19 protein-coding genes are annotated in these 24,606 nt (G+C 66.3%); 11 read left to right on the top strand and 8 right to left on the bottom strand.

The features are described from left to right. Window positions 1–65: 65 nt before the first annotated feature. From AC5Y2L_RS24465 to AC5Y2L_RS24435, 7 genes are all read left to right on the top strand, one after another. Window positions 66–1,175: an inositol-3-phosphate synthase gene (locus AC5Y2L_RS24465; protein WP_499938309.1), complete on the top strand. Its 1,110-nt coding sequence runs from the start codon at window positions 66–68 to the stop codon at window positions 1,173–1,175. Window positions 1,176–1,329: 154 nt separating this feature from the next. Next, the gene (locus AC5Y2L_RS24460; protein ID WP_499938307.1) at window positions 1,330–2,229 is read left to right on the top strand and encodes an Rv0045c family esterase; all 900 of its coding nucleotides are present in this window, start codon (window positions 1,330–1,332) and stop codon (window positions 2,227–2,229) included. A gap of 26 nt (window positions 2,230–2,255) precedes the next feature. Beyond that, the gene (locus AC5Y2L_RS24455; protein WP_499938305.1) at window positions 2,256–3,068 is read left to right on the top strand and encodes an LLM class F420-dependent oxidoreductase; all 813 of its coding nucleotides are present in this window, start codon (window positions 2,256–2,258) and stop codon (window positions 3,066–3,068) included. Between the two features lie 109 nt (window positions 3,069–3,177). Then, a complete protein-coding gene (locus AC5Y2L_RS24450) occupies window positions 3,178–3,909 on the top strand; it encodes a GntR family transcriptional regulator (RefSeq protein ID WP_499938303.1) in 732 nt (243 codons plus the stop codon). Between the two features lie 33 nt (window positions 3,910–3,942). Next, window positions 3,943–5,760: an ABC transporter substrate-binding protein/permease gene (locus AC5Y2L_RS24445; RefSeq protein ID WP_499938301.1), complete on the top strand. Its 1,818-nt coding sequence runs from the start codon at window positions 3,943–3,945 to the stop codon at window positions 5,758–5,760. After that, on the top strand, window positions 5,757–6,506 hold the full coding sequence (locus tag AC5Y2L_RS24440) for an amino acid ABC transporter ATP-binding protein (protein WP_499938299.1): 750 nt from the start codon (window positions 5,757–5,759) through the stop codon (window positions 6,504–6,506). Before AC5Y2L_RS24445 ends, AC5Y2L_RS24440 begins: the two co-directional genes overlap by 4 nt. 64 nt (window positions 6,507–6,570) lie before the next feature. Continuing rightward, a complete protein-coding gene (locus AC5Y2L_RS24435; protein WP_499938297.1) occupies window positions 6,571–7,074 on the top strand; it encodes a MarR family winged helix-turn-helix transcriptional regulator in 504 nt (167 codons plus the stop codon). An 18-nt stretch (window positions 7,075–7,092) separates the two neighbouring features. Here the strand turns inward: AC5Y2L_RS24435 and leuS are convergent, their stop codons facing one another. Then, a complete protein-coding gene (leuS, locus tag AC5Y2L_RS24430; RefSeq protein WP_499938296.1) occupies window positions 7,093–9,993 on the bottom strand; it encodes a leucine--tRNA ligase in 2,901 nt (966 codons plus the stop codon). 182 nt (window positions 9,994–10,175) lie between these two features. Here leuS and AC5Y2L_RS24425 point away from each other — a divergent pair, with 182 nt between their 5' ends. Both AC5Y2L_RS24425 and AC5Y2L_RS24420 read left to right on the top strand, forming a co-directional pair. Next, entirely contained in the window at window positions 10,176–11,375 is a 1,200-nt protein-coding gene (locus AC5Y2L_RS24425) for an LpqN/LpqT family lipoprotein (protein ID WP_499938294.1), read from the top strand. 51 nt (window positions 11,376–11,426) lie between these two features. Beyond that, on the top strand, window positions 11,427–11,774 hold the full coding sequence (locus tag AC5Y2L_RS24420) for a hypothetical protein (protein ID WP_499938293.1): 348 nt from the start codon (window positions 11,427–11,429) through the stop codon (window positions 11,772–11,774). Between the two features lie 117 nt (window positions 11,775–11,891). Here AC5Y2L_RS24420 and AC5Y2L_RS24415 read toward each other — a convergent pair whose 3' ends face one another. Then, on the bottom strand, window positions 11,892–12,500 hold the full coding sequence (locus tag AC5Y2L_RS24415; RefSeq protein ID WP_499938291.1) for a YqgE/AlgH family protein: 609 nt from the start codon (window positions 12,498–12,500) through the stop codon (window positions 11,892–11,894). Window positions 12,501–12,641: 141 nt separating this feature from the next. Here AC5Y2L_RS24415 and AC5Y2L_RS24410 point away from each other — a divergent pair, with 141 nt between their 5' ends. Together AC5Y2L_RS24410 and AC5Y2L_RS24405 are read left to right on the top strand one after the other, a co-directional pair. Then, on the top strand, window positions 12,642–13,967 hold the full coding sequence (locus AC5Y2L_RS24410; protein WP_499938367.1) for an MFS transporter: 1,326 nt from the start codon (window positions 12,642–12,644) through the stop codon (window positions 13,965–13,967). A 2-nt stretch (window positions 13,968–13,969) separates the two neighbouring features. Continuing rightward, window positions 13,970–14,743 (top strand): TIGR03084 family metal-binding protein, encoded by a 774-nt coding sequence (locus tag AC5Y2L_RS24405; protein ID WP_499938289.1) that lies wholly within the window; start codon window positions 13,970–13,972, stop codon window positions 14,741–14,743. A gap of 142 nt (window positions 14,744–14,885) precedes the next feature. On the opposite strand, the gene AC5Y2L_RS24400 is transcribed toward AC5Y2L_RS24405, so the two are convergent. The 6 genes from AC5Y2L_RS24400 to eccCa form a co-directional block, all read right to left on the bottom strand. Further along, window positions 14,886–16,613 (bottom strand): serine/threonine-protein kinase PknH/PknJ, encoded by a 1,728-nt coding sequence (locus AC5Y2L_RS24400; protein WP_499938287.1) that lies wholly within the window; start codon window positions 16,611–16,613, stop codon window positions 14,886–14,888. A gap of 53 nt (window positions 16,614–16,666) precedes the next feature. Further along, window positions 16,667–18,466, bottom strand: coding sequence for a serine/threonine-protein kinase PknH/PknJ (locus tag AC5Y2L_RS24395; protein WP_499938286.1), 1,800 nt, complete (start codon window positions 18,464–18,466; stop codon window positions 16,667–16,669). A gap of 105 nt (window positions 18,467–18,571) precedes the next feature. Continuing rightward, on the bottom strand, window positions 18,572–18,829 hold the full coding sequence (locus tag AC5Y2L_RS24390; RefSeq protein WP_499938284.1) for a hypothetical protein: 258 nt from the start codon (window positions 18,827–18,829) through the stop codon (window positions 18,572–18,574). Window positions 18,830–18,946: 117 nt separating this feature from the next. Then, the gene (locus AC5Y2L_RS24385) at window positions 18,947–20,128 is read right to left on the bottom strand and encodes a PPE domain-containing protein (RefSeq protein ID WP_499938282.1); all 1,182 of its coding nucleotides are present in this window, start codon (window positions 20,126–20,128) and stop codon (window positions 18,947–18,949) included. A gap of 9 nt (window positions 20,129–20,137) precedes the next feature. Then, entirely contained in the window at window positions 20,138–20,437 is a 300-nt protein-coding gene (locus tag AC5Y2L_RS24380; protein ID WP_499938281.1) for a PE domain-containing protein, read from the bottom strand. An 89-nt stretch (window positions 20,438–20,526) separates the two neighbouring features. After that, window positions 20,527–24,606 carry a type VII secretion protein EccCa gene (gene eccCa / locus AC5Y2L_RS24375; protein WP_499938280.1) on the bottom strand — a complete coding sequence of 1,360 codons (4,080 nt, stop codon included), beginning with the start codon at window positions 24,604–24,606 and terminating at the stop codon, window positions 20,527–20,529.

Below are 24,606 nucleotides of genomic sequence, written 5' to 3'. Positions count from 1 at the left end.
CCGCACCACAGGGAACAGTTAACCCAATACCTGAGACAGCAGATATGAAGTTAGGAGAACGCCCAATGAGTGAGCACCAGCCGTTGAGGCCGGAGGCAGGACAGACGCAGACAGACGTACGAGTCGCGATTGTCGGCGTTGGTAACTGCGCCTCCTCGCTGGTCCAGGGCGTCGAGTACTACCAGAACGCCGACGACACGTCCACGGTCCCCGGCCTCATGCACGTGCGGTTCGGCCCGTACCACGTCCGCGACGTCAAGTTCGTCGCGGCCTTCGACGTGGACGCGAAGAAGGTCGGTTTCGACCTGTCGGATGCGATCTTCGCCTCGGAGAACAACACCATCAAGATCGCCGACGTCGCACCGACCAACGTGTTGGTGCAGCGCGGCCCGACGCTGGACGGCATCGGCAAGTACTACGCCGACACCATCGAACTGTCCGACGCCGAGCCCGTCGACGTGGTCCAAGTACTCAAGGACGCGAAGGTGGACGTGCTGGTGTCCTACCTGCCGGTGGGCTCCGAAGAGGCGGACAAGTTCTATGCCCAGTGCGCGATCGACGCCGGTGTGGCTTTCGTCAACGCACTGCCGGTGTTCATCGCCTCCGACCCGGTATGGGCCAAGAAGTTCGCCGACGCCGGTGTGCCGATCGTCGGTGACGACATCAAGAGCCAGGTCGGTGCCACCATCACCCACCGCGTGATGGCCAAGCTGTTCGAGGACCGCGGCGTGCAACTGGACCGCACCATGCAGCTCAACGTGGGCGGCAACATGGACTTCCTCAACATGCTCGAGCGCGAGCGACTGGAGTCCAAGAAGATCTCCAAGACCCAGGCCGTCACGTCCAACGTGCAACGCGAGTTCAACGCCAAGGACGTGCACATCGGCCCGTCCGACCACGTCGGCTGGCTGGACGACCGCAAGTGGGCCTACGTGCGGCTGGAAGGCCGCGCGTTCGGTGACGTGCCGCTGAACCTGGAGTACAAGCTCGAGGTGTGGGACTCGCCGAACTCGGCCGGCGTCATCATCGACGCGGTGCGGGCCGCCAAGATCGCCAAGGACCGCGGGATCGGCGGGCCGGTGGTCGCGGCGTCGGCCTACCTGATGAAGAGCCCGCCCGAGCAGCTGCCCGACGACGTGGCACGCGCGCAGCTCGAAGAATTCATCGTCGGCTAGCTGTGCGCGCGGCGCTCCTGCGCCGAAACTGCGGTCAGGGCGGGTCGTCGGCAGTAGTCGACGCCCTGAGCGCAGTTTGGTCGCCACCTCCGCAGTCTCGACGCCCAGCCCGGCACCGAGCGTCACGCCAGCGTGACGCATAGAGTCGGAGATCGTGACTGAGATCTCCGAAGACGAACTGGCCGGGCTCTCCGAATTCGCGTTGTTGTCCGAGAACGCCGAGCAGGCCGGCGTTTCGGGTCCGCTACCGAAGGTCGAGCGGGTGGACGCCGGAACCATCAGCGCGCTGCGCTGGGGTGAGCGCCCGCGGATCATCTTCCTGCACGGCGGCGGGCAGAACGCCCACACCTGGGACACCGTGATCGTCGGCCTCGGCGAGCCCGCGCTGGCAGTGGACCTTCCCGGCCACGGCCACTCGGCGTGGCGAGAAGACGGCGACTACTCCCCGCAGCACAACGCCGCCGCGCTGGAGCCGGTGCTGCGGGAACTCGCGCCGGATGCCGAACTTGTCGTCGGCATGTCGCTGGGCGGGCTGACGGCGATCCGGCTGGGCGCCCAAGCACCCGAGCTGGTCGACGAACTCGTCCTGATCGACGTCACGCCGTCGGCATTGCAGCGGCACTCCGAGATGACCAAGGAGCAGCAGGGCACGGTGGCCCTGATGCACGGCGAGCGAGAGTTCCCCAGCTTCCAGGCCATGCTGGACCTCACCATTGCCGCCGCCCCGCACCGCGAGGTCAAAGCGTTACGCCGCGGCGTGTTCCACAACTCCCGCCGGCTGGACAACGGCAACTGGACGTGGCGCTACGACGCCATCCGTAAATTCCCCGACTTCGGCGCGCTGTGGGACGACGTCGACGCATTGGCGGCGCCCGTCACGCTGATCCGCGGCGGCTCGTCGGGCTTCGTCAACGACCAGGACGCCGACGAACTCGCCCGTCGCGCAAAGCATTTCCGGGCGGCGCACATCGTCGAGAATTCCGGGCACTCGGTGCAAAGCGACCAGCCACGCGCACTGATCGAGCTGCTGCGCAGGGTACTCGACGGACGCTGAGTCGGCAGTCGGCATACGTTAGTCAGATGACTTCCGATCGCCCCGTTCGTATCGGCGTGCAACTGCAACCGCAGCACGCCCCGCACTACCGCAACATCCGCGACGCCGTCCGCCGCTGTGAGGACCTCGGCGTGGACATCGCCTTCACGTGGGATCACTTCTTCCCGCTCTACGGCGACCCCGACGGTCCGCACTTCGAATGCTGGACCGTGCTGGCGGCGTGGGCCGAGCAGACGTCGCGCATCGAAATCGGCGCCCTGGTGACGTGCAACTCCTACCGAAACCCCGAGCTGCTGGCCGACATGGCCCGTACCGTCGACCACATTTCCGACGGCCGGCTGATCCTGGGGATCGGATCGGGTTGGAAGGAGAAGGACTACACCGAGTACGGCTACGAATTCGGCACGGCCGGCAGCCGCCTGGACGACCTGGCCGCCGCGCTGCCGCGGATCAAGTCGCGCCTGGCGAAACTCAACCCACCACCCACGCGCGACATCCCGGTGCTGATCGGCGGCAAAGGTCCCCGCAAGACGCTGCGCCTGGTCGCCGAATACGCCGACATCTGGCACGGATTCACCACCGTGGACACCTACCCCGCCGCGGCGGCGGTGCTGGACGAGCACTGTGCGGCCGTCGGGCGAGACCCCGCCGCCATCGAACGGTCCGCCGGGGTGGAGAACGACACCGGCGTCGCCCGCGGCGAAGGCACCGACGCGCTGATCGCCAACGCCGAGGGCCTCGCCGGGCTCGGGGTGACGCTGTTGACCGTCGGCTGCAACGGCCCGGATTACGACCTCACCGTTGCCGAGACGCTATGCCGGTGGCGTGACCGCCGCTGAATTGCGGGCGTTTGCTTCGGCTTCTGATTCAAACCCCTAATAATTCGCGCCGAGTCGTGAGAAACTTGCCGCGCTGATCTAGGGGTTTGAAAGAGGCCAGCTGAAACCCATGCCCAAGAAATACGGGGTGAAAGAAAAGGACGAGGTTGTCTCGCACATCCTCAACCTGGTGCTCACCGGCAAACTGCGCAGCGGCGACCGGGTCGACCGCAATGAGATCGCGCATGGCCTCGGAGTCAGTCGTGTCCCGATTCAAGAGGCGCTGGTCCAACTCGAACACGACGGGATCGTGTCGACGCGCTATCACCGGGGCGCGTTCGTGGAACGGTTCGACGAAGCCACCGTTTTGGAGCACTACGAACTCGACGGACTGCTGAACGGCATCGCGTCGGCCCGCGCGGCCACCAACCCCACGCCGCGGATCCTCGGACAACTCGACGCGCTCATGCGCGCGATGCGCTCGGCCAAGGAATCGCGGGCGTTCACCGAAGTGGCTCGGGAGTACCGGCGCACCATCAACGACGAATACGCCGGACCACGGCTGCACGCCACGATTCGTGCCTCGCAAAACCTCATCCCCCGGGTGTTCTGGATGACCTACCACATCAACCGGGACGACGTGTTGCCGTTCTACGAAGACGAGAACGCCGCGATCCATCGGCATGACCCGGAAGCCGCGCGGGCGGCCTGCATTGCCCGGTCCTCTTTGATGGCTCAGACGATGCTGGCCGAGCTGTGGCGGCGCCGGGTATTCACCGCACCAGGCACGCCCATCCCCGCACACGTCCGGGTACTGGCCGGAGCCGACGCGGCGCGCACGGAACCATCGATTGCGCTCTGAACGGTTCGGCCGTCGGCCGATACGGTGGCGGTGATGAGTTTGTGTGTGAGTCTGCCCGCCAATCGCGTTGCCAAGCTGCTTTCAATCGTCGTCGCGGTCCTGATGGTGGGTGGCCTGACGTCGACGACGCTGGCCGGGCTGGCATTCGCGGACCGAAATCAGTGCGCGCCACCGGGTTTGGACAGCGCGACCACGTTGCCGAAAGACCTGACCGAGAATCCGGCGGTGGCCCAAGACGACCCGAACACGACCCCGTCGGTCGAGCCGCTGAGCTCGGTGGACCTCGGTGCATTGGGCCTCGGGACGCCGGGGGTTCTTACCGTGGGCACGCTGTCGGATGCCCCGCCCAACGCCTGCATCAACCCGACCGGACGATTCAGCGGGTTCGACAACCAGCTGTTGCGTGCCATGGCCAAGAAGCTGGGCCTGCAGGTCCGCTTCGTCGGCACGAATTTCGCCGGACTGCTCGCCCAGGTGGCGTCGCGGCGCTTCGACGTCGGCTCCGCATCCATCAAGGCCACCGACGCCCGTCGTCGCACCGTCGCATTCACCAACGGCTACGACTTCGGCTACTACGCGCTGGTGGTGCCGCCGGGCTCCGCCATCAAGAAGTTCACCGACCTCGCCGAGGGGCAGCGCATCGGCGTCGTGCAGGGCACCGTCGAGGAGTCGTACGTCGTCGACACCCTGCAACTGCAACCGGTGAAGTATCCCGACTTCGTCACGGTGTACGCCGCCCTCAAGGCCCGCCAGCTCGATGCGTGGGTGGCGCCGTCATTGCAGGCCCAGACGGTGATGCGGTCCGGGGATCCGGCGACGATTGTCGCGAACACCTTCAGCCCGGGTTCCTTCGTCGCCTACGCGGTGGCCAAAGACAACCAGCCACTGCTCGACGCGCTGAACTCGGCGCTGGACGAGGTGATCCGCGACGGCACCTGGACGAAGCTGTACAACGAGTGGGTTCCGCGGTCGCTGCCGCCGGGGTGGAAGCCCGGGTCGCGGGCCGCTCCCGGCCCGATCCTGCCCGACTTCGGTGCCATCGCCGCCAGCCACCACCACAAACCGGTAAGTCCGGCAGCACCGAAGTCCACCCTGGCCCAGCTGCGCGACTCGTTTCTCGACTGGGACATGTACCGGCAGGCCATCCCCGCGCTGTTCACCACCGGGCTGCCCAACACGTTGATCCTCACCGTCAGTGCCGGCGTCATCGGGCTGGTGGTCGGCATGGGCCTGGCGATCGCTGGAATCTCTGGTTCTCGCTGGTTGCGATGGCCGGCGCGGGTCTACACCGATGTCTTCCGCGGCCTTCCCGAAGTGGTGATCATTCTGATCATCGGGCTCGGTGTCGGGCCGATAGTGGGCGGCCTGACCAACAACAATCCTTATCCGCTGGGGATTGCCGCGCTGGGCTTGATGGCCGCGGCCTATGTCGGTGAAATTCTGCGGGCCGGCATCCAGAGCGTGGACCCCGGCCAGCTGGAGGCCTCGCGTGCGCTCGGCTTCAGTTACCCGGCCGCGATGCGGCTGGTGGTGATACCGCAGGGGATCCGCAGGGTGCTGCCCGCCTTGGTCAACCAGTTCATCGCGCTGTTGAAGGCCTCGGCGCTGGTGTATTTCCTGGGCTTGGTCGCCCAGCAGCGCGAGCTGTTTCAGGTGGGCCGCGACCTGAACGCGCAGACCGGCAACTTGTCGCCCCTGGTGGCTGCCGGCGTCTTCTACCTGATGTTGACCGTCCCGTTGACGCATTTGGTGAACTACATCGACGCCCGGCTGCGCCGCGGACGCGCGGCAGTGGAACCAGAAGAGACTCCGGACATGCTCAAGTCCACCTTCGGTCAGGAGATGACATGACCGAAGAGAAAGTGGACCGACGGTCAGTGTCCTTGGTAGGCAAGGATATTCACCAAACCCTCAACGGGACGGTGGTGCTGCGCGGTGTCGATATCGAGGCTCCGGCGGGCCGCACGGTGGCCGTCGTCGGCCCGTCGGGTTCCGGCAAGTCGACACTGCTGCGCACCCTGAACCGCTTGCACGAGCCCGATAGCGGGGACATTCTCCTCGACGGACGGTCGGTATTGCACGACGACCCCGACGAGTTGCGTCAGCGCATCGGCATGGTGTTCCAGCATTTCAACCTGTTTCCGCACCGCAGCGTTTTGGACAACGTCGCGCTGGCGCCGCGCAAGTTGCGTCGGTTGTCCGCCGACGCCGCACGTGAGCTGGCATTGACACAGCTGGACCGGGTCGGCTTGAAGCACAAGGCCAATGCGCGCCCGGGCACGCTCTCGGGCGGTCAACAACAACGGGTCGCGATCGCTCGGGCTTTGGCGATGTCCCCGCAGGTGATGTTCTTCGACGAAGCCACTTCGGCGCTGGACCCCGAGCTGGTCAAGGGAATCCTGCAGCTGATCAGCGACCTCGGCGACGACGGCATGACGATGATCGTGGTCACCCACGAGATGGGCTTTGCCCGCTCGGCATCGGACACCGTCGTCTTCATGGATCACGGCAAGGTGGTGGAATCCGGGCCACCAGAGCAAATATTCGAAGCTGCGCAAACAGAGCGCTTAAAGAAGTTCCTTTCCCAAGTACTTTGACGATCTAAGCCTTTTCCAGGTAACTACCGACTACGTGCGGCATAGCGCGTTAGACTGCCGACTTATGGCGGACAGCGAATCCACCGAGCCCGAGTTGGCGGAGCTGGCAGAAGGCCTGCACCGCGCGCTGTCCAAGCTGTTTTCGATCCTGCGCCGAGGGGATCCCAACGGGGCGGCAGCCGGTGAGCTGACCCTGGCCCAGCTGTCGATCCTCGTCACGTTGCTGGACCAGGGGCCCATCCGGATGACAGACCTGGCCGCGCACGAACGGGTACGCACGCCCACCACCACCGTGGCAATCCGACGGCTGGAGAAGATCGGCCTGGTAAAGCGCTCGCGTGACCCATCTGACCTGCGCGCCGTGCTGGTCGACATCACCCCCCGAGGCCGGGCAGTGCATGGCGAATCGCTGGCCAACCGGCGGGCCGCCCTCGCCGCCATGCTCGGTCAGCTCCCCGCCGCGGACTTGAACACCCTGATGAAGGCACTGAAGCCGCTGGAGCGCCTGGCCTCCGGCGAACCGGCAGCCAGCGCCGCGGGTGAATCGCCGGCGCGCAAGCAGGCGTGAAACCCGACCTGGTCCGCGTCAAACGACGAGGTTGACCAGCCGGCCGGGGACGACGATCACCTTGCGCGGGGTGGCGCCCGCCAAGAACGCCTGCACCTTGTCGTCGGCCAGGGCGGCGGCCTTCAACGTCTCTTCGTCGGCGTCGGCGGCCACCACCACCCGGCCACGCACCTTGCCGTTCACCTGTACCGGGTATTCGACCGTTTCGTCGACCAGGTAAGCCGGATCGGACTGCGGGAACGGACCGTGCGCCAACGAGGTGGTGTGGCCCAGGCGCAGCCAGAGCTCCTCCGCCAGGTGCGGGGCCAGCGGTGCCAGCATCAGGACCAGCGGTTCGACCGCCGCTCGGGGCACCGAGTCACGGTGCTCCTTGGTCAGGTGGTTGGTGTATTCGATCAGTTTGGCCGCCGCGGTGTTATTACGCAGTGCCGCATAGTCTTCCGAGACGCCGGCGATAGTGCGATGCAGCGCTCGCAAGGTGTCGGTGGCCAGCTCGGTATCGATCACCGTGGTGTCACCGGTGTGTTCGTCGACCACCAATCGCCACACCCGCTGCAAAAATCGATGCGCGCCGACGACATCCTTGGTGGCCCACGGTCGAGAGGCTTCCAGCGGGCCCATCGACATCTCGTACACCCGCAACGTGTCGGCGCCGTACCCGTCGCAGATCTCGTCGGGCGATATCGAATTCTTCAGGCTCTTACCGATTTTCCCGAATTCCTGAAACACTTCGATTTCGCCGTCGGGTGTGGGGTAGACGAATCTTCCGTCGCGCTCGATCACCTGCTCTGCGGGCACATAGGAGCCGCGCGCATCAGTGTAGGCGAAGGCCTGGATGTAGCCCTGGTTGACCAGCTTGCGGTAGGGCTCCAGGGAACTGACCTGTCCCAGGTCGTAGAGGACCTTGTGCCAGAACCGGCAATACAGCAGGTGCAGCACGGCGTGCTCGGCGCCGCCGACGTACAAGTCGACGCCACCGGGGTCGTCGGGGCCGTGCTCAGCGGGCCGCGGACCCATCCAGTAGGCTTCGTTCTCCTTGGCGCAGAAGCGATCCGGGTTGTGTGGATCGGTATAGCGCAGTTCGTACCAAGAGCTGGCCGCCCATTGCGGCATCACGTTGGTGTCGCGGGTATAGGGCTTCAGGCCGTCGCCCAGGTCCAGCTCTACGTGCACCCAATCGGTTGCCTTGGCCAGCGGCGGCGAGGGTTCGCTGTCGGCGTCGTCGGGGTCGAACAGCACGGGCGAATAGTCCGGCACGTCGGGCAGCTCGACCGGCAGCGCGGCCTCGTCGAGCGCGTGGGCGCGTCCGTCGCTGTCATAGACGATGGGAAACGGCTCACCCCAATACCTTTGCCTGGCGAACAGCCAGTCGCGCAGCTTGTATTCGATGCGGGCCCGGCCCTTCCCCTCGGCCTCCAGCCGGGCGGTGATCGCCTCCTTGGCTGCCGCCACGTCCAGGCCGTCGAGATAGCCGGAGTTGACCAGCGTGCCGTCGCCGGCGTATGCGGCCTCCGAAATATCGCCGCCGGCAATGACTTCGATGATCGGCAGGCCAAACGCGCGGGCGAAATCCCAGTCCCGCTGGTCGTGGCCGGGGACCGCCATGATCGCGCCGGTGCCGTAGCCGAGCAGCACATAGTCGGCAATGAAGATAGGGACGGGTTTGCCGTTGGCCGGATTGATCGCGTGGCTGCCGAGGAAGACGCCGGTCTTCTCCCTGCTCTCCTGACGCTCCAGGTCCGACTTGGCGCCGATGGCACGGCGGTAGGCGTTGACCGCGTCAGCCGGTGTGGTAGCGCCGTACGTCCATTGCGGGTTCGTCCCGTCCGGCCAAGCGCCCGCGACCAGGTCGTCGACCAGTTCATGTTCGGGCGCCAACACCAGGTAGGTGGCGCCGAACAGAGTGTCGGGCCGGGTGGTGAACACCTCGATGTCCACCGGTTGGCCGTGCCGGCTGGTCGCCGTGAACAGCGCCTCGGCACCGGTTGAGCGACCAATCCAGTTGCGCTGCATGGTTTTTATCTTCTCGGGCCAGTCCAGCAGGTCCAGGTCGTCGAGTAACCGGTCTGCATAGGCGGTGATACGCATCATCCACTGCCGCAACCGTTTCCGGAATACCGGGAAGTTGCCCCGATCACTGCGGCCGTCGGCGGTCACCTCTTCGTTGGCCAGCACGGTGCCCAGCCCGGGGCACCAGTTCACCAGCGAGTCGGCCCGGTAGACCAGCCGGTGGCTGTCGACGACGTCGGCCCGCTCTCCCGCCGACAGCTGCGCCCAGTCCCTGCCGTCCTCGAGACGACGTGCACCGGAATCGAATTCGGCGATCAGCTCGGAGATCGGCCTAGCCTTGTTGGCCTCGACGTCGAACCAGGCGTTGTAGATCTGCAGGAAGATCCACTGGGTCCACTTGTAGAACTCGACGTCGGTGGTGGAGAAACTGCGTCGACTGTCATGGCCCAGGCCCAGCCGTCCCAGCTGGCGCCGGAAGTTGACGACGTTGGCCTCGGTCCTGGTGCGCGGATGGGTGCCGGTTTGCATCGCATATTGCTCGGCGGGCAGCCCGAATGAGTCGAATCCCAAGGCGTGCAGCACATTACGGCCAAGCATCCGGTTGTAGCGGGCGAAGACGTCGGTGGCGATGTATCCCAGCGGATGCCCGACGTGCAGTCCGTCACCGGAGGGGTAGGGAAACATGTCCTGGACGAACAGCTTGTCCTCCGGCACGGCGCGACCGTCGGCGGGAGCCAGCGAGCCCACGGGGTTGGGCACAGTGAATGTCCCGAGCTCAGCCCATTTCTGCTGCCAGTCACTCTCGATGCGGCCAGCCAGTTCCGCGGTGTAGCGGTATCGCGGCGCATCGGGGTCCGGGACAACAGCACCTGCGTTGCCTCCGGGGGCGGCGGTCGGGGATTCGCTCACGTGAACAGGGTAGTGGGCGGTGCCGGTCGGCCCTCCGGCCACAGGTTGGTATCGGTTGCGTAGCGCACCGATCAGAGCTTCATCCCAGCTCGATTTCAGCCCTATTCCCCCCTTTGACCTCTGATTACAGTCGGCCTGAAGCACGGGCCCCGAAAAGCTGGGGTAGGAAGGATCGACGCAAAATGTTTGAGGTCGCACGGACGTGGCTGGCCGTCACTGGAGGTCTGGCCGCCGGCGTGATCGGTGTCACCGCCTTCGCCGGTGCCACCGCATCCGCGGCGCCTTTGCAGCCACTCCCCCCGCCCACTCCCGGTGTCACAGCTCCGGCGCCAGCTCCGCAGAACATCACCGGCCTGCCAGGCAGCACTAACCGGTTCGCGCCGACGGCGCCGGGGGCCAACCCCGGGACTCCGGTCAGCCCGCCCATTCCGACGGCCGCGCCGGCACCAGGGGCGGGCACCCCGATGCCGGCCACCGCGACCCCGCCGGTCACCGGGACAATCCGCGACTACCTGCAGTCCAAGGGCGTCAAGCTGGAAGCGCAGAAACCCCAGGGCTTCAATGCGCTCGACATCACCTTGCCGGTGCCGACCCGCTGGACTCAGGTTCCCGATCCCAACGTGCCCGACGCGTTTGCCGTGATCGCCGACCGGCTCGGCAACAGCCTGTACACCTCGAACGCACAGCTGGTGGTGTACAAGCTGATCGGCGACTTCGACCCCAGGGAGGCGATCACCCACGGCTTCGTCGACAGTCAGCAACTGTCTGCCTGGCAGACCACGAATGCCTCGCAGGCCGACTTCATGGGCTTCCCGTCGTCAATCATCGAGGGCACGTATCGCCAGAACGAGATGGCGCTAAACACCTCGCGGCGCCACGTCATCGCAACGTCCGGCAAGGACAGGTATCTGGTGTCGCTGGCAGTGACCACCGCCCTGTCGCAGGCAGTCGCTGACGGTCCGGCCACCGACGCCATCATCAACGGGTTCCGCGTGACGGCTCCGACGGCGCCGGCCGCTCCCGCGGCTCCCGTGGCTCCCGCGGCTCCCGTGGCTCCGGCGGCTCCCCCGCAGGCGGTCGTCGCTCCCCCGCAGGCGCCCGTCGTCGCTCCCCCGCAGACAGCCGTCGCTCCCCCGCAAGCGCCGGTGGCGACGCCCACCCAGATATCGGCCGCGGCTCCGGTCGCCGTGCCTGCGCAGGCGCCGGTGGTGGCACCTCGTGCACCGACCCTGCCGGCACCCGCGGGAATTCCCGCGGCGGCGCCGCCGGCACCCGGCCAGTCGCTGACCCCGCAACCCACGCCCAATCTGTTGGCCCTGCTTCCTGGGCTGCCGCCGTTGCCGAACCTGCACCTGAACCTGCTGGGCACCCAACCGCGCTAAGCGGCAGGAGCCCGACGAGCGGGTCGCCGGGCGGGCTCGTATTGTGAGCCCATGCTGATCGCGGGCGTGCTATGCGTGTGTGCGGCGGTGGTGTCCGCCGGCTTCGGAACCTGGTCCCTTTCCCACGCGCCCACCGCCGACGCGACCCAGACGGCTCTGCGTGCCATGGCGCCCACTCAGTTGGCGGTCGCTTTGATGCTGGCGGCCGGCGGCGTGGTCGCTTTGGTCGCGGCGCCTCCCACCGCCTTGGTGCTGGTGATCATCTGTGTAGCAGGCGCTTTCGGCACGCTGGCCGTCGGGTCATGGCAGAGCGCACGGTTTGTATTGCGCCGCGGCGCGGCTACCGAGCCGGGCGTCTGCGCCGGCAATTGCGCGGTCTGCACGCTGTCCTGCCACTGAACGTCATTTTGGGCGGCGATGGTGAGCGCGTCGAACGTGTGGGCTATGCACGGAAATTGATCGGCGCTTTTCGTCCATACCACCCACGTTCGGTGAGTAAGCCCGCGGGCGATCCGCTCAGTTGCGGCTGACGTCGATCGGGTGAGTGGCCAGCAGCGAAAGCGGCAACGGCTGCCGGCGCAGTACCTGACCCCACAGGTCGGACCGCGGACCCACCAGAACGTCAGATGGCAACGCAGACAAGACAATCCAGTCGTCTCGTTCTATCTCGCCTTCGAGCTGCCCGATGGTCCAGCCGGAGTACCCCGCGTATATTCGCACGCCCTCCACAAATGGTGCGATCTGATCCGGGTCGGCATCCAGATCCACCATCGCCATCCGTCCGGCCACATGCCGTAGACCAGGCGCCCCCTGCGGATCGACGCCGACGCGCAGCACCGCCAGACACAGCGCCGCGTCCCGCTTCACCGGCCCACCGATGAACATGGTCTTCGGCTTGGCCGCAAGCTTGGCCCACTGCGGCAAGACGTTGTACACCGCCGTCTCGCTGGAGCGGTTGAGCACCACACCTAATGTGCCGCCGTCATTGTGCTCGACGATGTAGATGACGCTGCGACGGAACGTCGGTTCCAGCAGATCGGTGTTGGCGAGCAGCAACGTTCCTGCACGCACCCGTTGCGCGGCAGGTGCGACATAGTCCTCGGGATCCTCGGGCTGCGGCACCACTCCATCATGGCACTCCGGCTGGCATCGCCGGGCCAAACGTGCACGGCTCGCGGATATTTGTACTGTTGTTGGGTCGGCGCCGAGCGAGGTGACCCTTGCTACCCCCGATCGTTGGAAGTGGGTGCTGTGGATCAACCCCGAATGCAGGGGAGCGCGCCCGTCGCCCTTTGGCGGTCGGTGCGCAGTCTGCCCGACTTCTGGCGACTGCTGCAGGTGCGCATGGTAAGTCAGTTCGGCGACGGGCTTTTTCAGGCGGGCATGGCCGGAGCGTTGCTATTCAACCCGGAACGGGCCGCCGACCCGATGGCGATCTCGGGTGCCTTCACCGTGCTGTTTCTGCCCTACTCACTTTTGGGTCCATTCGCTGGCGCGCTGATGGATCGGTGGGATCGACGGCTGGTACTGGTAGGCGCCAACCTGGGCCGGTTGGTGCTGGTCACTGCCATCGGGACGATCCTGGCCACCCGGGCGGGGGAGTGGCCGTTGCTGTGTTTGGCGCTGCTGGCCAACGGCCTGACCCGGTTCGTGCTGTCCGGCCTGTCGGCGTCGTTGCCGCATGTGGTGCCGCGCGAACAGGTGGTCACGATGAACTCAGTGGCTACCGCGTCGGGCGCGGTCGCGGCCTTTGTCGGTGTCATCTTCATGCTGCCGCCCCGCTGGCTGGCCGGCGCAGGGGATAAGGGCTCCTCGGTCATCATCTTCATCGTCACGATCCCGCTGGCGGTCGCGTTGCTCTTGTCGTGGCGATTCGCCCCCAGGGCACTGGGCCCGGATGACACCCGGCGCGCGATCCACGGATCGGTGTTCTACGCCGTGATCACCGGTTGGGTGCACGGCGCACGGACTGTGGTGCAACTACCGACGGTCGCTGCCACCCTGTCCGGTTTGGCCGCGCACCGGATGGTGGTCGGCATCAATTCGCTGCTGCTGTTGCTGCTCGTCCACCACCCGAGTAATCCGCAGAAAAGCGGACTGGCAACCGCGCTGATCTTCTTTGCGGCGGCGGGAATCGGCGCCTTCCTCGCCACCGCGCTCACTCCGCCCATGGTCCGTCGCTGGGGCCGCTACGCGACTGCAAACGGTGCGCTGGTGGCGGCCATGCTCATCCAGATCGCCGGGGCCGGACTGGTGATACCGATCATGGTGATCTGCGGCTTTCTGCTCGGGGTGACCGGTCAGACGATCAAGCTCTGCGCCGACTTCGCGATGCAAATCGATGTCGACGACGCGCTCCGCGGCCACGTGTTCGCTGTGCAAGACGCGGTGTTCTGGGTCGCGTTCCTGGTCTCGATAAACATTGCGGCGACGATGGTTCCTGATGACGGTCGCGCGCCGGGGTTTGCGCTGTTCGCGGCGGGACTCTATCTGGTTGGGCTGGTCGCTCACGGCATCATCGGGCGGCGGGGCCAGCCGGTGCGGGCAGCCGACCGTTCCTTGACTCGCGACCAGGATTCCTTCAGGAGGTAACCGTGGCTGGTGCAGCACCGATCGTCGCCGACCTGCGGGCCGAAAGCGAAGAGCTCGATGCATTGGTGGCGCCTCTGCCGCCGGACCGTTGGGCCGATCCGACCCCATCCCCGGGATGGACGATCGCGCACCAGATCGCGCATTTGTTATGGACCGACCGGGTCTCGTTGATCGCGATCACCGACGAGGCCGGGTTCGGCGAGGTGCTGGCCGCGGCGAGCGCCGATCCCGCGGGCTTCGTCGATGCGGGTGCCGAAGAGTTGGCGGTTATGGCGCCGGCGGAGCTGCTAGCCGACTGGCGCGGCACTCGAGCCCGGTTGCACGACGCTCTGGTGTCCGTTCCCGACGGGCGCAAGCTGTCGTGGTTCGGACCTCCGATGAGCGCTGCGTCGATGGCCACCGCGCGGTTGATGGAGACCTGGGCGCACGGACTTGACGTCGCCGATGCTCTGGGCGTCGACCGGCCCGCCACCGAGCGACTGCGCTCTATCGCGCATCTTGGAGTGCGCACCCGCGACTACGCCTTTGTGGTGAACAATCTGGCGCCTCCGACTGAGCCTTTTCGGGTCGAGCTGCGGGGACCCGGCGGCGACACGTGGTCGTGGGGTCCACCCGACGCACTGCAGCGCGTCACCGGGTCCGCACAGGACTTCTGCTATCTCGTCACGCAGCGACGTGGATTGAACACCCTGGACATTGCGGCAGAGGGACCGGATGCGCAGCGCTGGCTGGAGATAGCTCAAGCCTTCGCCGGACCTCCCGGCCCCGGTCGCTGAGCGCGCCTCGCGCGCGAAAGAGAGCCGGGGCCCATCAAACCAAGCCCCGGTCGCTGAGCGCGCCCCGCGCGCAAAAGAGAGCCGGGGCCCATCAAACCAAGCCCCGGTCGCTGAGCGCGCCCCGCGCGCGAAAGAGAGCCACTTATTGCGGGATCTTCGCTGTGATTGCCTTGACGATTGCCAGGCCTTGGTCGCCGACGTTCAACCCGTTGGCCGCGACGTCGATGATGACGTTGTTGCGGACAGCCAACACGCGCTGAACACTGGCTGAGCTCCGAGCTTGAGCGGTGAATCTGATGACCAGAAAACCGTCGGGCGTGTCCAACGACCCGAAGGTCCAACGGCTAGGAGTTTCGTTGGGGACGGTAAGCGTGAAGGATCGCCCAGCACAGGCCGCCCATTGTCGGTGTTGATCGTCGAAAACCTTACGAGCCGCGTCCGCGGAGAAAAATGCGACCACCGCTTGCTCGACCATGTTCGGGCCGGTCGGGTTGGCGACGATCTGGAGCTGCGATCCGATCGATCCAGTGTGGGCGTAGGCCCCCAGGTCGGCCGGTGCATACGGACCGGTGCAGTCCTTCTCCGAGATAGCCGGGGTGTCATCGGTGAAGCCGTTACTCGAGGTGTTTTGCACGACCATCGAAGGGACGCCGAATATCGCCGCGAGCTCTTGCGTGGACAGCAGCAGCCCAGCCAATGCCGAGGCTGGCTGCAGTGCTCCTGGACCCGTCGCCGACGTGGTGTCTGACGAGATAGCCGGTGGATTGCTGGATGCCGGCGAGTTTGATACCGATGCTGCGGCGGCGGGCGGTGAGTGGGATCGCCAGGTACGCGCGACGGCGGTGACCACTGTGGCGGCGACCACCAGAACGACGACTATTAGCGCCGCGATCCTGCGGCGTCGCCGCCTGACCGGGGGCGGGGGCAACGGGAGACCGGGCCACGGCGGATAGCCGGGTGGGGGCATGGGCTCGCCGCGAATCTGTTGCCGCATAACAGGTGTCGGCACAACTGTTGACGGTGTCGCGGCATCGGTGAGCGCCTCGGCGGCGGCGGCGGCCAGCTGGCGCGCCGACGAGAACCGCCGGACGGGGTCTTTGGCCATTGCCGTAGCAATCACCGCATCCATCCGCGTTGATATGCCGGGCAGCAGATCGGTGACTCTTGGTGGTGGGGCGTACAAATGCGCGGCCACCACGGCCGCCATACCCGGATCCGTGGCATACGGCTCGTGGCCGGTAAGCATCCGAAACAGGGTGCACCCCAAGGAATACAGGTCCGCCCGGGCGTCAGCCGGTCGTCCGGCGAGCACCTCCGGTGCCGCATACGGCAGCGTGGCGAGCAACGAGCCCGTGCCGGTCAGTCCAGCATCGCCGAGCGCGCGAGCAATCCCGAAGTCTCCCAACAAGACTCGCTCATCGGGACCAATCGTGCCGGACAGCAACAGGTTGGCCGGCTTGATGTCCCGGTGGATTACGCCGTGCTGGTGGGCGTAGTCGAGCGCCTTGGCGGCCTGGCCGACGATATGCACCGCGCGCGCCGGCGACACGGCGCCCGCGCGCACCGCTTTGTCGGCGTCGGTGCCGTCGACGAACTGCATCGCGATCCACAGCTGACCTTCGCCGGTTTGGCCGCGGTCGTAGATCGACACGATGTTCGGGTGATCCAGCCGGGCGGCGACATCTGCTTCCCGGATGAAGCGGGCCCGGAAATCGGCGTTGGCCGACAACTGTGCGCTGAGCACCTTCAACGCGTCATAGCGTGGAAGATTCGGATTCGCGGCCAGATAAACCGCTCCCATGCCGCCCGAACCCAGTACCCGCTCGATGCGGTAACCCGCCACCACCGACCCGACGCTGAGCATGACCATTTGGGTCTCAGATTAGTGGCTGGCAGCCGGTGGCCAACTTGACCGCAAGCGCGCTATTGGGGGATTTTCGCGGCGATGGCGTTGAGAATCTCGACGCCCTTCTTGTCGACGCTCATGTTGCAGGCGCCGACGTCGATGATGACGTTGTTGCGGGCGGCCAGGGCGCGCTGACACCCGGCGTAACTTCTGCCTTCTCTGGATGTCGTCAGTACCAGGGTGCCGTTGGGAGTGCTCAGCGGGCTGAAACTCCACCGATGAGGTGCCTCTCGGGGAAGCGTGAGCGTGAAGGTGCGCCCCGCGCATGCTGCCCATTTCTGGTGTAGATCGGCGAGCACCTTTTGGGCGGCGTCGGCGGTGGGGAAGGCGATGACAGCCTGCTGGACTGCTTCTGGACCGGCGGGATTCTCCATCTGCTGAAAGTGCGAGGCGACGGCTCCGGAGTTGACGTACGTCGCCTGGTCAGCCGGTTCGTAGGGTCCGGTGCAGTCTTTGTCGGAGATGTAGGGGGAACCGTCGGTCCAGGTGTCGGCGGACGACGAGACAGAAGGCATGTTGGCTCCGCCCATGATCCGGCTGACTTGCTCGGCGGGCAGCAATAATCCGCTGAGTGCCGAACCCGCCACCGGCGGCCCCGGAGCCCCACTTGCGGTGCCGGGCGGCTGACCATCCGCCGAGCCGGCCGACGTCGGCGGTCCGGATGCCGTCGGCGGCGCGGTGTGTGGTGGCTGGGATCGCACAGTGAACGTCAGCGCCATGACCATGGCAGCGACGACCGCGATGGCGGCCGTTGCGACAATCGCAATCCGGCGTCGATCCCGCCGTCGTCTTCCTGGCGGCAAACCCGGGAACCCGGGCGGTGGGGGAGGCCATGGATATTGCGGCGGCGTGGGCGCGGCCGCCATCGTGCGCGCGGCACCCGGCTGCCACCACTGCGCGGCAGTCGAGGCCGTCGGTACCGAGTGCGAGCTCACCTGGGCACCCGAAATCGGTTGCCACGGAGCAGTAGTCGAGCCCATCGCGTCATGCAGCGCTGCCGTAGCAGCGGCCGCCAGTTCACGGCTAGATGAAAAACGATGCGCCGGATCCTTCGCCATCGCGGTCGCGATCACCGCGTCCATGCGCGGCGACAACCCCGGCGCCCAATCGCTGACCCGCGGCGGCGGCGCCTGCAGGTGCGCGGCGACCACAGCCGCCATGCCGTCGACCCACGCGAACGGCGCCTTGCCCGTCAGCAATCGAAACAACGTGCAGCCCAACGAGTATTGGTCCGCCCGTCCGTCGAACGGGAGGCCACTGAGGACCTCGGGCGAAGCATAGGACACCGTCGCCATCACCGACCCGGTGACCGTCAACCCCGCGTCGCCGAGCGCACGGGAAATCCCGAAGTCCCCCAATAGGACTCGCTCATCGGGTCCGATCGGGCCGGACAGCAGGAAGTTCGCCGGCTTGACGTCGCGGTGCACGACGCCGCACTGATCGGCGTAGTCCAGCGCCTTGGCGACCTCGCTGATGATGTACACGGCGCGTGCGGGGGTCATCGTGCCCGCGCGCAACACCTTGTCGGCGTCGGTGCCGTCGACGAATTGCATCGCGATCCACAACTGACCCTCATCGGTTTGCCCGCGGTTATAGATCGACACGATGTTGGGGTGGTCCAACCGAGCCGCGACATCGGCTTCCCGGATGAACCGAGCGCGAAAATCCGGATTGCCCGACAACTCGGCATTGAGTACCTTGAGCGCGTCGTAGCGGGGAAGACTCGGGTGCGCGGCCAGGTAAACCTCACCCATGCCGCCCGAACCCAGTACCCGCTCGATCCGGTAACCCGCCACCACCGACCCGGCGCTGAGCATGTCCTATCCGACTCCGAATGCGTGGCGGCGGGCACCGGCGCTGACAAGCGCTGACACTGCAGTCACCCGTTCAGTATGCGGGCGCCGAGGCGCCCGCGGCAGACGTCAACGACGAGGCTCCGGCGGCGGGTGTTGATCGCCTCTGCCCTCGCTATCGTCAGCCTCAGCCGATTCGACCCACTCCGGTAACGGTGTCGGCGGCACACCTCCATGCATCAAATCCAGGTACGGGGAGGCGTAGGGGTCGGCGCTTCGTGGCGGAAATCCACCACGGGACTTGCGCAGGTAGGTGATCACCAAGACGCTGCAGCCCAGCACAAGAAAGGCGAGCAGTGCGACCTTGCCGAGCAGCAACCAATTCATCAAGGGCAACGTTACCCGGCCCGGAGGTCCCGTGGACGTTTACCTGTGAAAACCACTGCTATGCATCAGCTTCCGCACAACGCTAAAAATGACGTGCATCAAGCTGGTCGTCGTCGCTCAGACGTCCTTCAGCTGGTCGCTGGGGACGACGACGCGGGCGCGGGCGACGTCCTTCTCGTTCTCACCGCCGCCGCCACGCGCCGACATGCCCGCCGACGTCAACGGCATGGGAGCACCACCCATTCCGGAAGTCGTTGTGGGACTTCGTATCTCGGTGGCATTGAGCACCCCGGCCCGTAGGCCCACGGGCCTGCCGCCGGTTTCCGGCTCGAAACTACTGGTTGGCCTTGTGTAGCTGGTCAGTCCAGCTCCGGGAAAGGACCCGACTGTGCCGGCGCCGCCGGCGGACGCACCACCGACCCCACCTCCGGCCAGCACCGGTTCGACGGCCGCGGCCGCATTCGGCGCGGCGGTCGCGGGAAACATGCCGGCCATCGATTGCAGCATGGTTTGCGGCAGGCCGGTGATTCCCTGGAACGCCTGGAGCGGCGCGTGGACCAGCTGCTTGAGTGGCTCGGTGGCGCTGGACATCATCGACATGGGTTGCTGCACAAGCGAACTCAGTTGGCTACTCGCGTCAGGGGGAGTGGCCGCGGTGTGCCCCGCGGTCTGGGCGGCCTGCGTCGATGCCTGCATCGCGTCGTTCACGCCGGTGTGTGCCGCGGCCTGCCCGACGGCTTCTGCGGCGGCCGCCGGGGCGCCCGGTGACGCTCCGAGCGGGGCGATGGGCGGCGGCACGCCCAGAACGGCAGTCAGCGTGCCCATGACGCCGGAGTACGTCCAGCCGCGGATCGAATTGTGCGGCCAATGCTCGCCGAAGTATTCCGTGTCGCGTTCGACGATCGCCGGGGTGTTCTGACCGAAGAAGTTGGTGGCGTTCAGCACGGCCCATTCGTCTCGGTTGGTCTGCGAGACCACCGATGGGATGACCGTGGACTGCGCAATGGTGAAGGCCTCGACGGCGGCTTGGGTGACGCTGATCTTGTGCGCGGTCCAGCCGACCAGTGTCTGCAGTCCCGCGTTCAGGCCGGTCGCGGCGGCCATCGAGCCGGTGGCCCCCAAACCCTGCCATTGCGCGGCCGTGACAAGGGTGTTGACCGCCGAAAGTCCCATCGACAGTTCCTTGGTCGCGGTCTCGGTGACCCATACCAGGTTGTTGGCGATCACCGATGCCGCGCTGCCCGCCTCGAAGATTGCCGCTACCACCTCGGGCGGACCTGACCACCTCGGGTCGGCCATGTCGTCCTCTTACAGCAGGCCCGCGCTGATCGCCTCGACGGCCGTCGTGGTGGCGGCAGCCATTCCTTGGGCACCCGAAAAAGCCGCGCGCTGCCCGACGTGCTCGGCCGCCGAAGCCAGGTACGCCGTACCGGCGGCGTTCAGCGCGGCCGCGAACTGGATGGAGTCCGCGTCGGCCGCCATCGGTAGGACCCCGGTGAGGGCCGCCGCTCCGGCCGCGGTCGTGGCCGCCATCCCCTCGCTGATCCCGGCCTCGGCCGCTGCCGACAAGTCGACGCCGTCCGGAGTCATGCTGAACAAGCCGCCCATATATCGATCTCCCTTGTGTGTGAAGGCCCCGCTGGAGCTGTCTGAGTTTAAGAAGGGTGCTGGATGCTGTCGAATCAGGTTTCGACCACCTAGGTTTCCGGGTTCCCCACCAGCACGCCTTCGATCGCGCCGTCGGTGGTGACCAGCAGACCGCGCCCGGGCGGCAGCTGCTGGGCGCTCACCCGCCCGAAGACCTTCACCGCCGCGGGATCGTTGTCCATGAACAGCGTGGGCGCGCGCGAACTGGTCATCTTCTGCAAGAAGGGATTCGTCACCGACACCCCCGCCCAGTTCCCGGGTAGCCGGGAGACGATGACATGCAGTCCGATTTCGCGGCTGCGCTCGATCAATCCCCACAGCGGCGCTGTGGCCGCGTTCTTGCCGATCACACCGTGCGGCCGCAGTTCCTGTTCGTCGTCGATCAGCAGGAAATGGTGCGGTCCCTGCCAGGTGCCCCGGTTCAGCAGCTCTTCCTGGCTCAAACCCGACGGCGGCAGGCGGTCGCGCATGATCTGCGCCAATCCCTCGATTACCTCGTCGATGTCGTCCTGGGTATAGGCGTACGCGCGCACATGCGGCCCCCGGACTTTTCCGATCAGCGATGTCTTGGGATCGACGATGCTGATCTGTGCCTCGTCCGGGCTGAAACGGCTGACGATCGCTTGCCCGAACGCGGCCAGCGCCGTGGTCTTCCCGCACAGCTGGCGGCCCAGCACGAGGAGGTTGGGCAGCACCCGGGCGGGCAGGGCGACCGGCTGCAGCGCACTCTCGCCGATTGCGAAGGGGATGTTCAACGGGTCTGCCGCGTCGGCGGTGTCCGCGAAGGCAGCGATCACGCGAGGCAGCGCAATCTCCTCGGGCAGCCGCGCCAACCGCTCCACTCGGCCGGCGCCGGTCAGACCGGCGATCAGCGGGCCGAGCTCGCGGGTGCTCACGCGCGCGCCATTGCTCGCGATGATCTCCGGTACGCCGACCAGCAGCTCATAGCCTTCGCGGGTGACCCCGAAACCAGGCCTGTCCAGTGTGTTGCGGGCCGCCTTTCGGCGTTCGAAGCCTTCGCCCATCTGCGTTTCGTCCGGGTTGCTCAGCCGCAGCTGGATGCGTGCGTTCGAGACGTTGACCAGCTGTTGCTTCTGTCCCACCAACCAGGCCGTGGCGCTGGTCATGACGTGCACCCCGTACGACAGGCCCTGGCGGGCGATTGCGATCAGCCGGTCTCCCGTCGCGGCGTCCTTCTCGTAGAGGTCGCTGAAATTGTCGACGACGAGGAAGACGTCGCCGAATTTGTCGTCGGGATCGGTCGGCCCGACGCCTCCGCTGCCGAACCGCCGATCGCGAAATTCGGCGATGTCGATCTGGTACCGCTTGAACGACGCTTCCCGGGCAAGGATCAATCCCTCCATCGATGCGATCGTCCGCGACACACCCTCGCGGTCGGTCTGGCTTACCACCGAGGCCACGTGCGGCAGCTCTTCCACCGGATACAGCGAGGCCCCCACACAGAAAAACGTGACGCGCTCGGGTCGGTACATCAGCGCCGCCGAGGTCATCAACGTCATCAATGTGGTGGACTTACCGCGCTGCGCGGTGGCGACCACCATGACGTTGTCCATCTCGGCGTCGATCGCGTGCACTCGTTGCGCGTGCTCGTCGGGGATGTCCACGATGCCCACCGGAAACACCAGGCCCGGGTTTTCGCCGTAGTCGACATCCCAGGGCTTGCCGCGCCATCGCGCCACCAGCGCATCCACCGGCTCGCTGACTTCCAAAGGGGGAAGCCAGATCTGATGTGGCGGCCGGGCCGGGTGCGACACCAGCGACTCCCGGATCACGTCGACCAGCTTCTTCTTCCGGAATCCGTCTGGATGGAAGAGGAACTCGTCGGGCTCCTCGGGTTCGTCGGCCACCGCCAGCGCGGCGCTATCGGATTCGCTGAGCGGCTGATATGCCCAGGTGTACGAGCGTGGTTGGGAAAAGCTCACCGCCACAGTCTTGTTCACGTTGACCGCGCGTTTGGGCACCACGAATGGAGCGGACACGTAAAAGCACCGGAACTGCTCGAGGTCACGCGGCCCGACTTTGAGCAACGCGTACCCGTTCTCTTTCGACGGAAGATGCAGCGCCGAGTCGCTACCGATGACGTCGCGTGAATCTTCTGCGGTCTCGGCGCGCAATGCCACCCGGAAGGCGATGTTGCTCTTGACCTTGCTCAGCGACGAAAGGTCCAGCCGCTGGCCGCCGAGGGTGAAGAAGACGTTGCAGCCGCGACCCTCCTGCCCGATGTGGATGACGAGGTCGATCCACTCCGGGTGGTGAATGAACAACTCGAGGTACTCGTCGATGATGACGAGCAGAATCGGCACCGGCTCCAAATCCCGTCCGGCGAGCCGCATCTCCTCGTACTCGTTGGCGTCGCGGGCGCCAGCATCCTTGAAAAGCCGGTAGCGCCTGGCTATCTCGCCGTTGATCGCCTTGCGCATCCGCTCGGCCAGATGGCGGTCGTCCTTGCCCAGGTTCGACAACGAGCCGGCGACGTGCGGAAATCCTTGCAGATCTTGGGCAGCAGACTCGAACTTCATGTCGACGAAGATGACGATGAACGTTTCCGGCGAGTGTGTCAGCGCGATCCCGCTGCACAACGACAAGAAGTACTCCGACTTGCCCGACCCGGAGGTCCCGATCACCACCGAGTGAAAGCCGTAGCCGCCAAAATCCTTGGCGCGCAAGATCACATACTGCAGCTCACCGCCTTGCTTGACGCCGACGGGCACCATCGCCCACCTCTGGTCGCCGCGGCCCCGGCTATCGGCCCAGAGCCTGTCGACGTCGAGTTCTCGCGGATCGCTGATACCGAGTGCCCGCAGCAGTTCACCGCCCTGGCTGTCGGTCTCGGACAAGTCGCCAGCGCTCATCGGCGACCACCGCGCCAGCGCCCGGGCATACCTGTTGGCGGTGCTCTCGGCGAGCATATCCGCGACGGCGTAGAACGTTTCGCGGTGGGTGAGCCGGCCCTCGCGCAGCGTGAACCGCTGGTTGGCGCCAAACCCGACGCCGACGCCTTCCCGGGTGGCCAACCGCAGCACCGTGATACCGGCCATACCCTTCTGTCCGGTCACGCCCTCCCATTGCTCGGGCGTGCCCGCGTTGTCGTCGACGATCACCCAGTGCGGGCCCAGTGCGGGGCCGCCGAGCGACTCCACGGGCGACGGCATTGACGTCGGGCTGGAACCTACCGGCGGCGTCCACGGCCCGCGGCCCTTGCGATGCAACTCCGCGTCGAGCGCTTCTTCCAACTCCACCGGGGATGCAAACACCAACCGCCGCAGCCCACATGCATCGAACATCTCGTCATGCTGGTTGTGCGGCAGCCATACCAACCAGGACCAGAGCTCGGGATGGCGGGTGACCACCATCAGCTTGAGGTCGCTGGGGCTGTGATAGACCGCGAGGGAGCACAGCACCGACCGCATCAGGTGGTGCAAGTCGCTCGGCTCTTCGCCGATGAAGCTGAAGCCCGGGCTGGACCGCAGGCTCAGCACCTTGCCGATCCCGCGAATCTTGCTCTGCTCGAGGATGAAATCCCTTAGCGCGCCGCCGGTTACCGGCTCCAGCTCCTCGCCGACCGGAACGTCCGGCCATTGCAGTGAAACCGCCGCTTCGCCCGCTTGTTGCACACCGATCCCCAGCCGGACGTCGAGGAAGTCTGGGTCGCTGGGCCGGCGCTCCCACATGCGGGGCCCGCCGATGACGGTGTCCAGCCGCTGCGGATCGGCATGGACGAACAGCTGACCGCGGCGCTGCTCTTGCGCGGCGCGCTGGACTTCGTCGCGGTCGTCGTCCAGCTGGCGCAGGTAGCTACGGCGTTGCTTTTCTTGTTCGCCCCAACTGATGCGGCGAGCCCGCCCGAACCGTCCGCTGAACATCAGCGTGCCGAACCCCACCAAGCCGATCATCGGGAAGAACCCGGACTGCAGGGATCGAACGCCCGAGGCGTACATCACCACCAGCGTGCCGATGATGCCTACCAGCAGCGCCGGCAGCGCGATCATCAACAGGATGTTTCGCGGCTCGCGTTCCGGCAGCGCCAGCGGCGCTTCGATCGCGATTCGCACCGGCGGGATGGTCGGTGCGGGCTTGCGGGCGGCGCGGACGAAACCCCGTTTGGACAT

The organism is Mycobacterium sp. NGS66 (assembly GCF_059812225.1).
The sequence above is the reverse complement of the archived record's forward strand: the minus strand, read 5'-3'. Positions and strand labels throughout refer to the sequence as shown.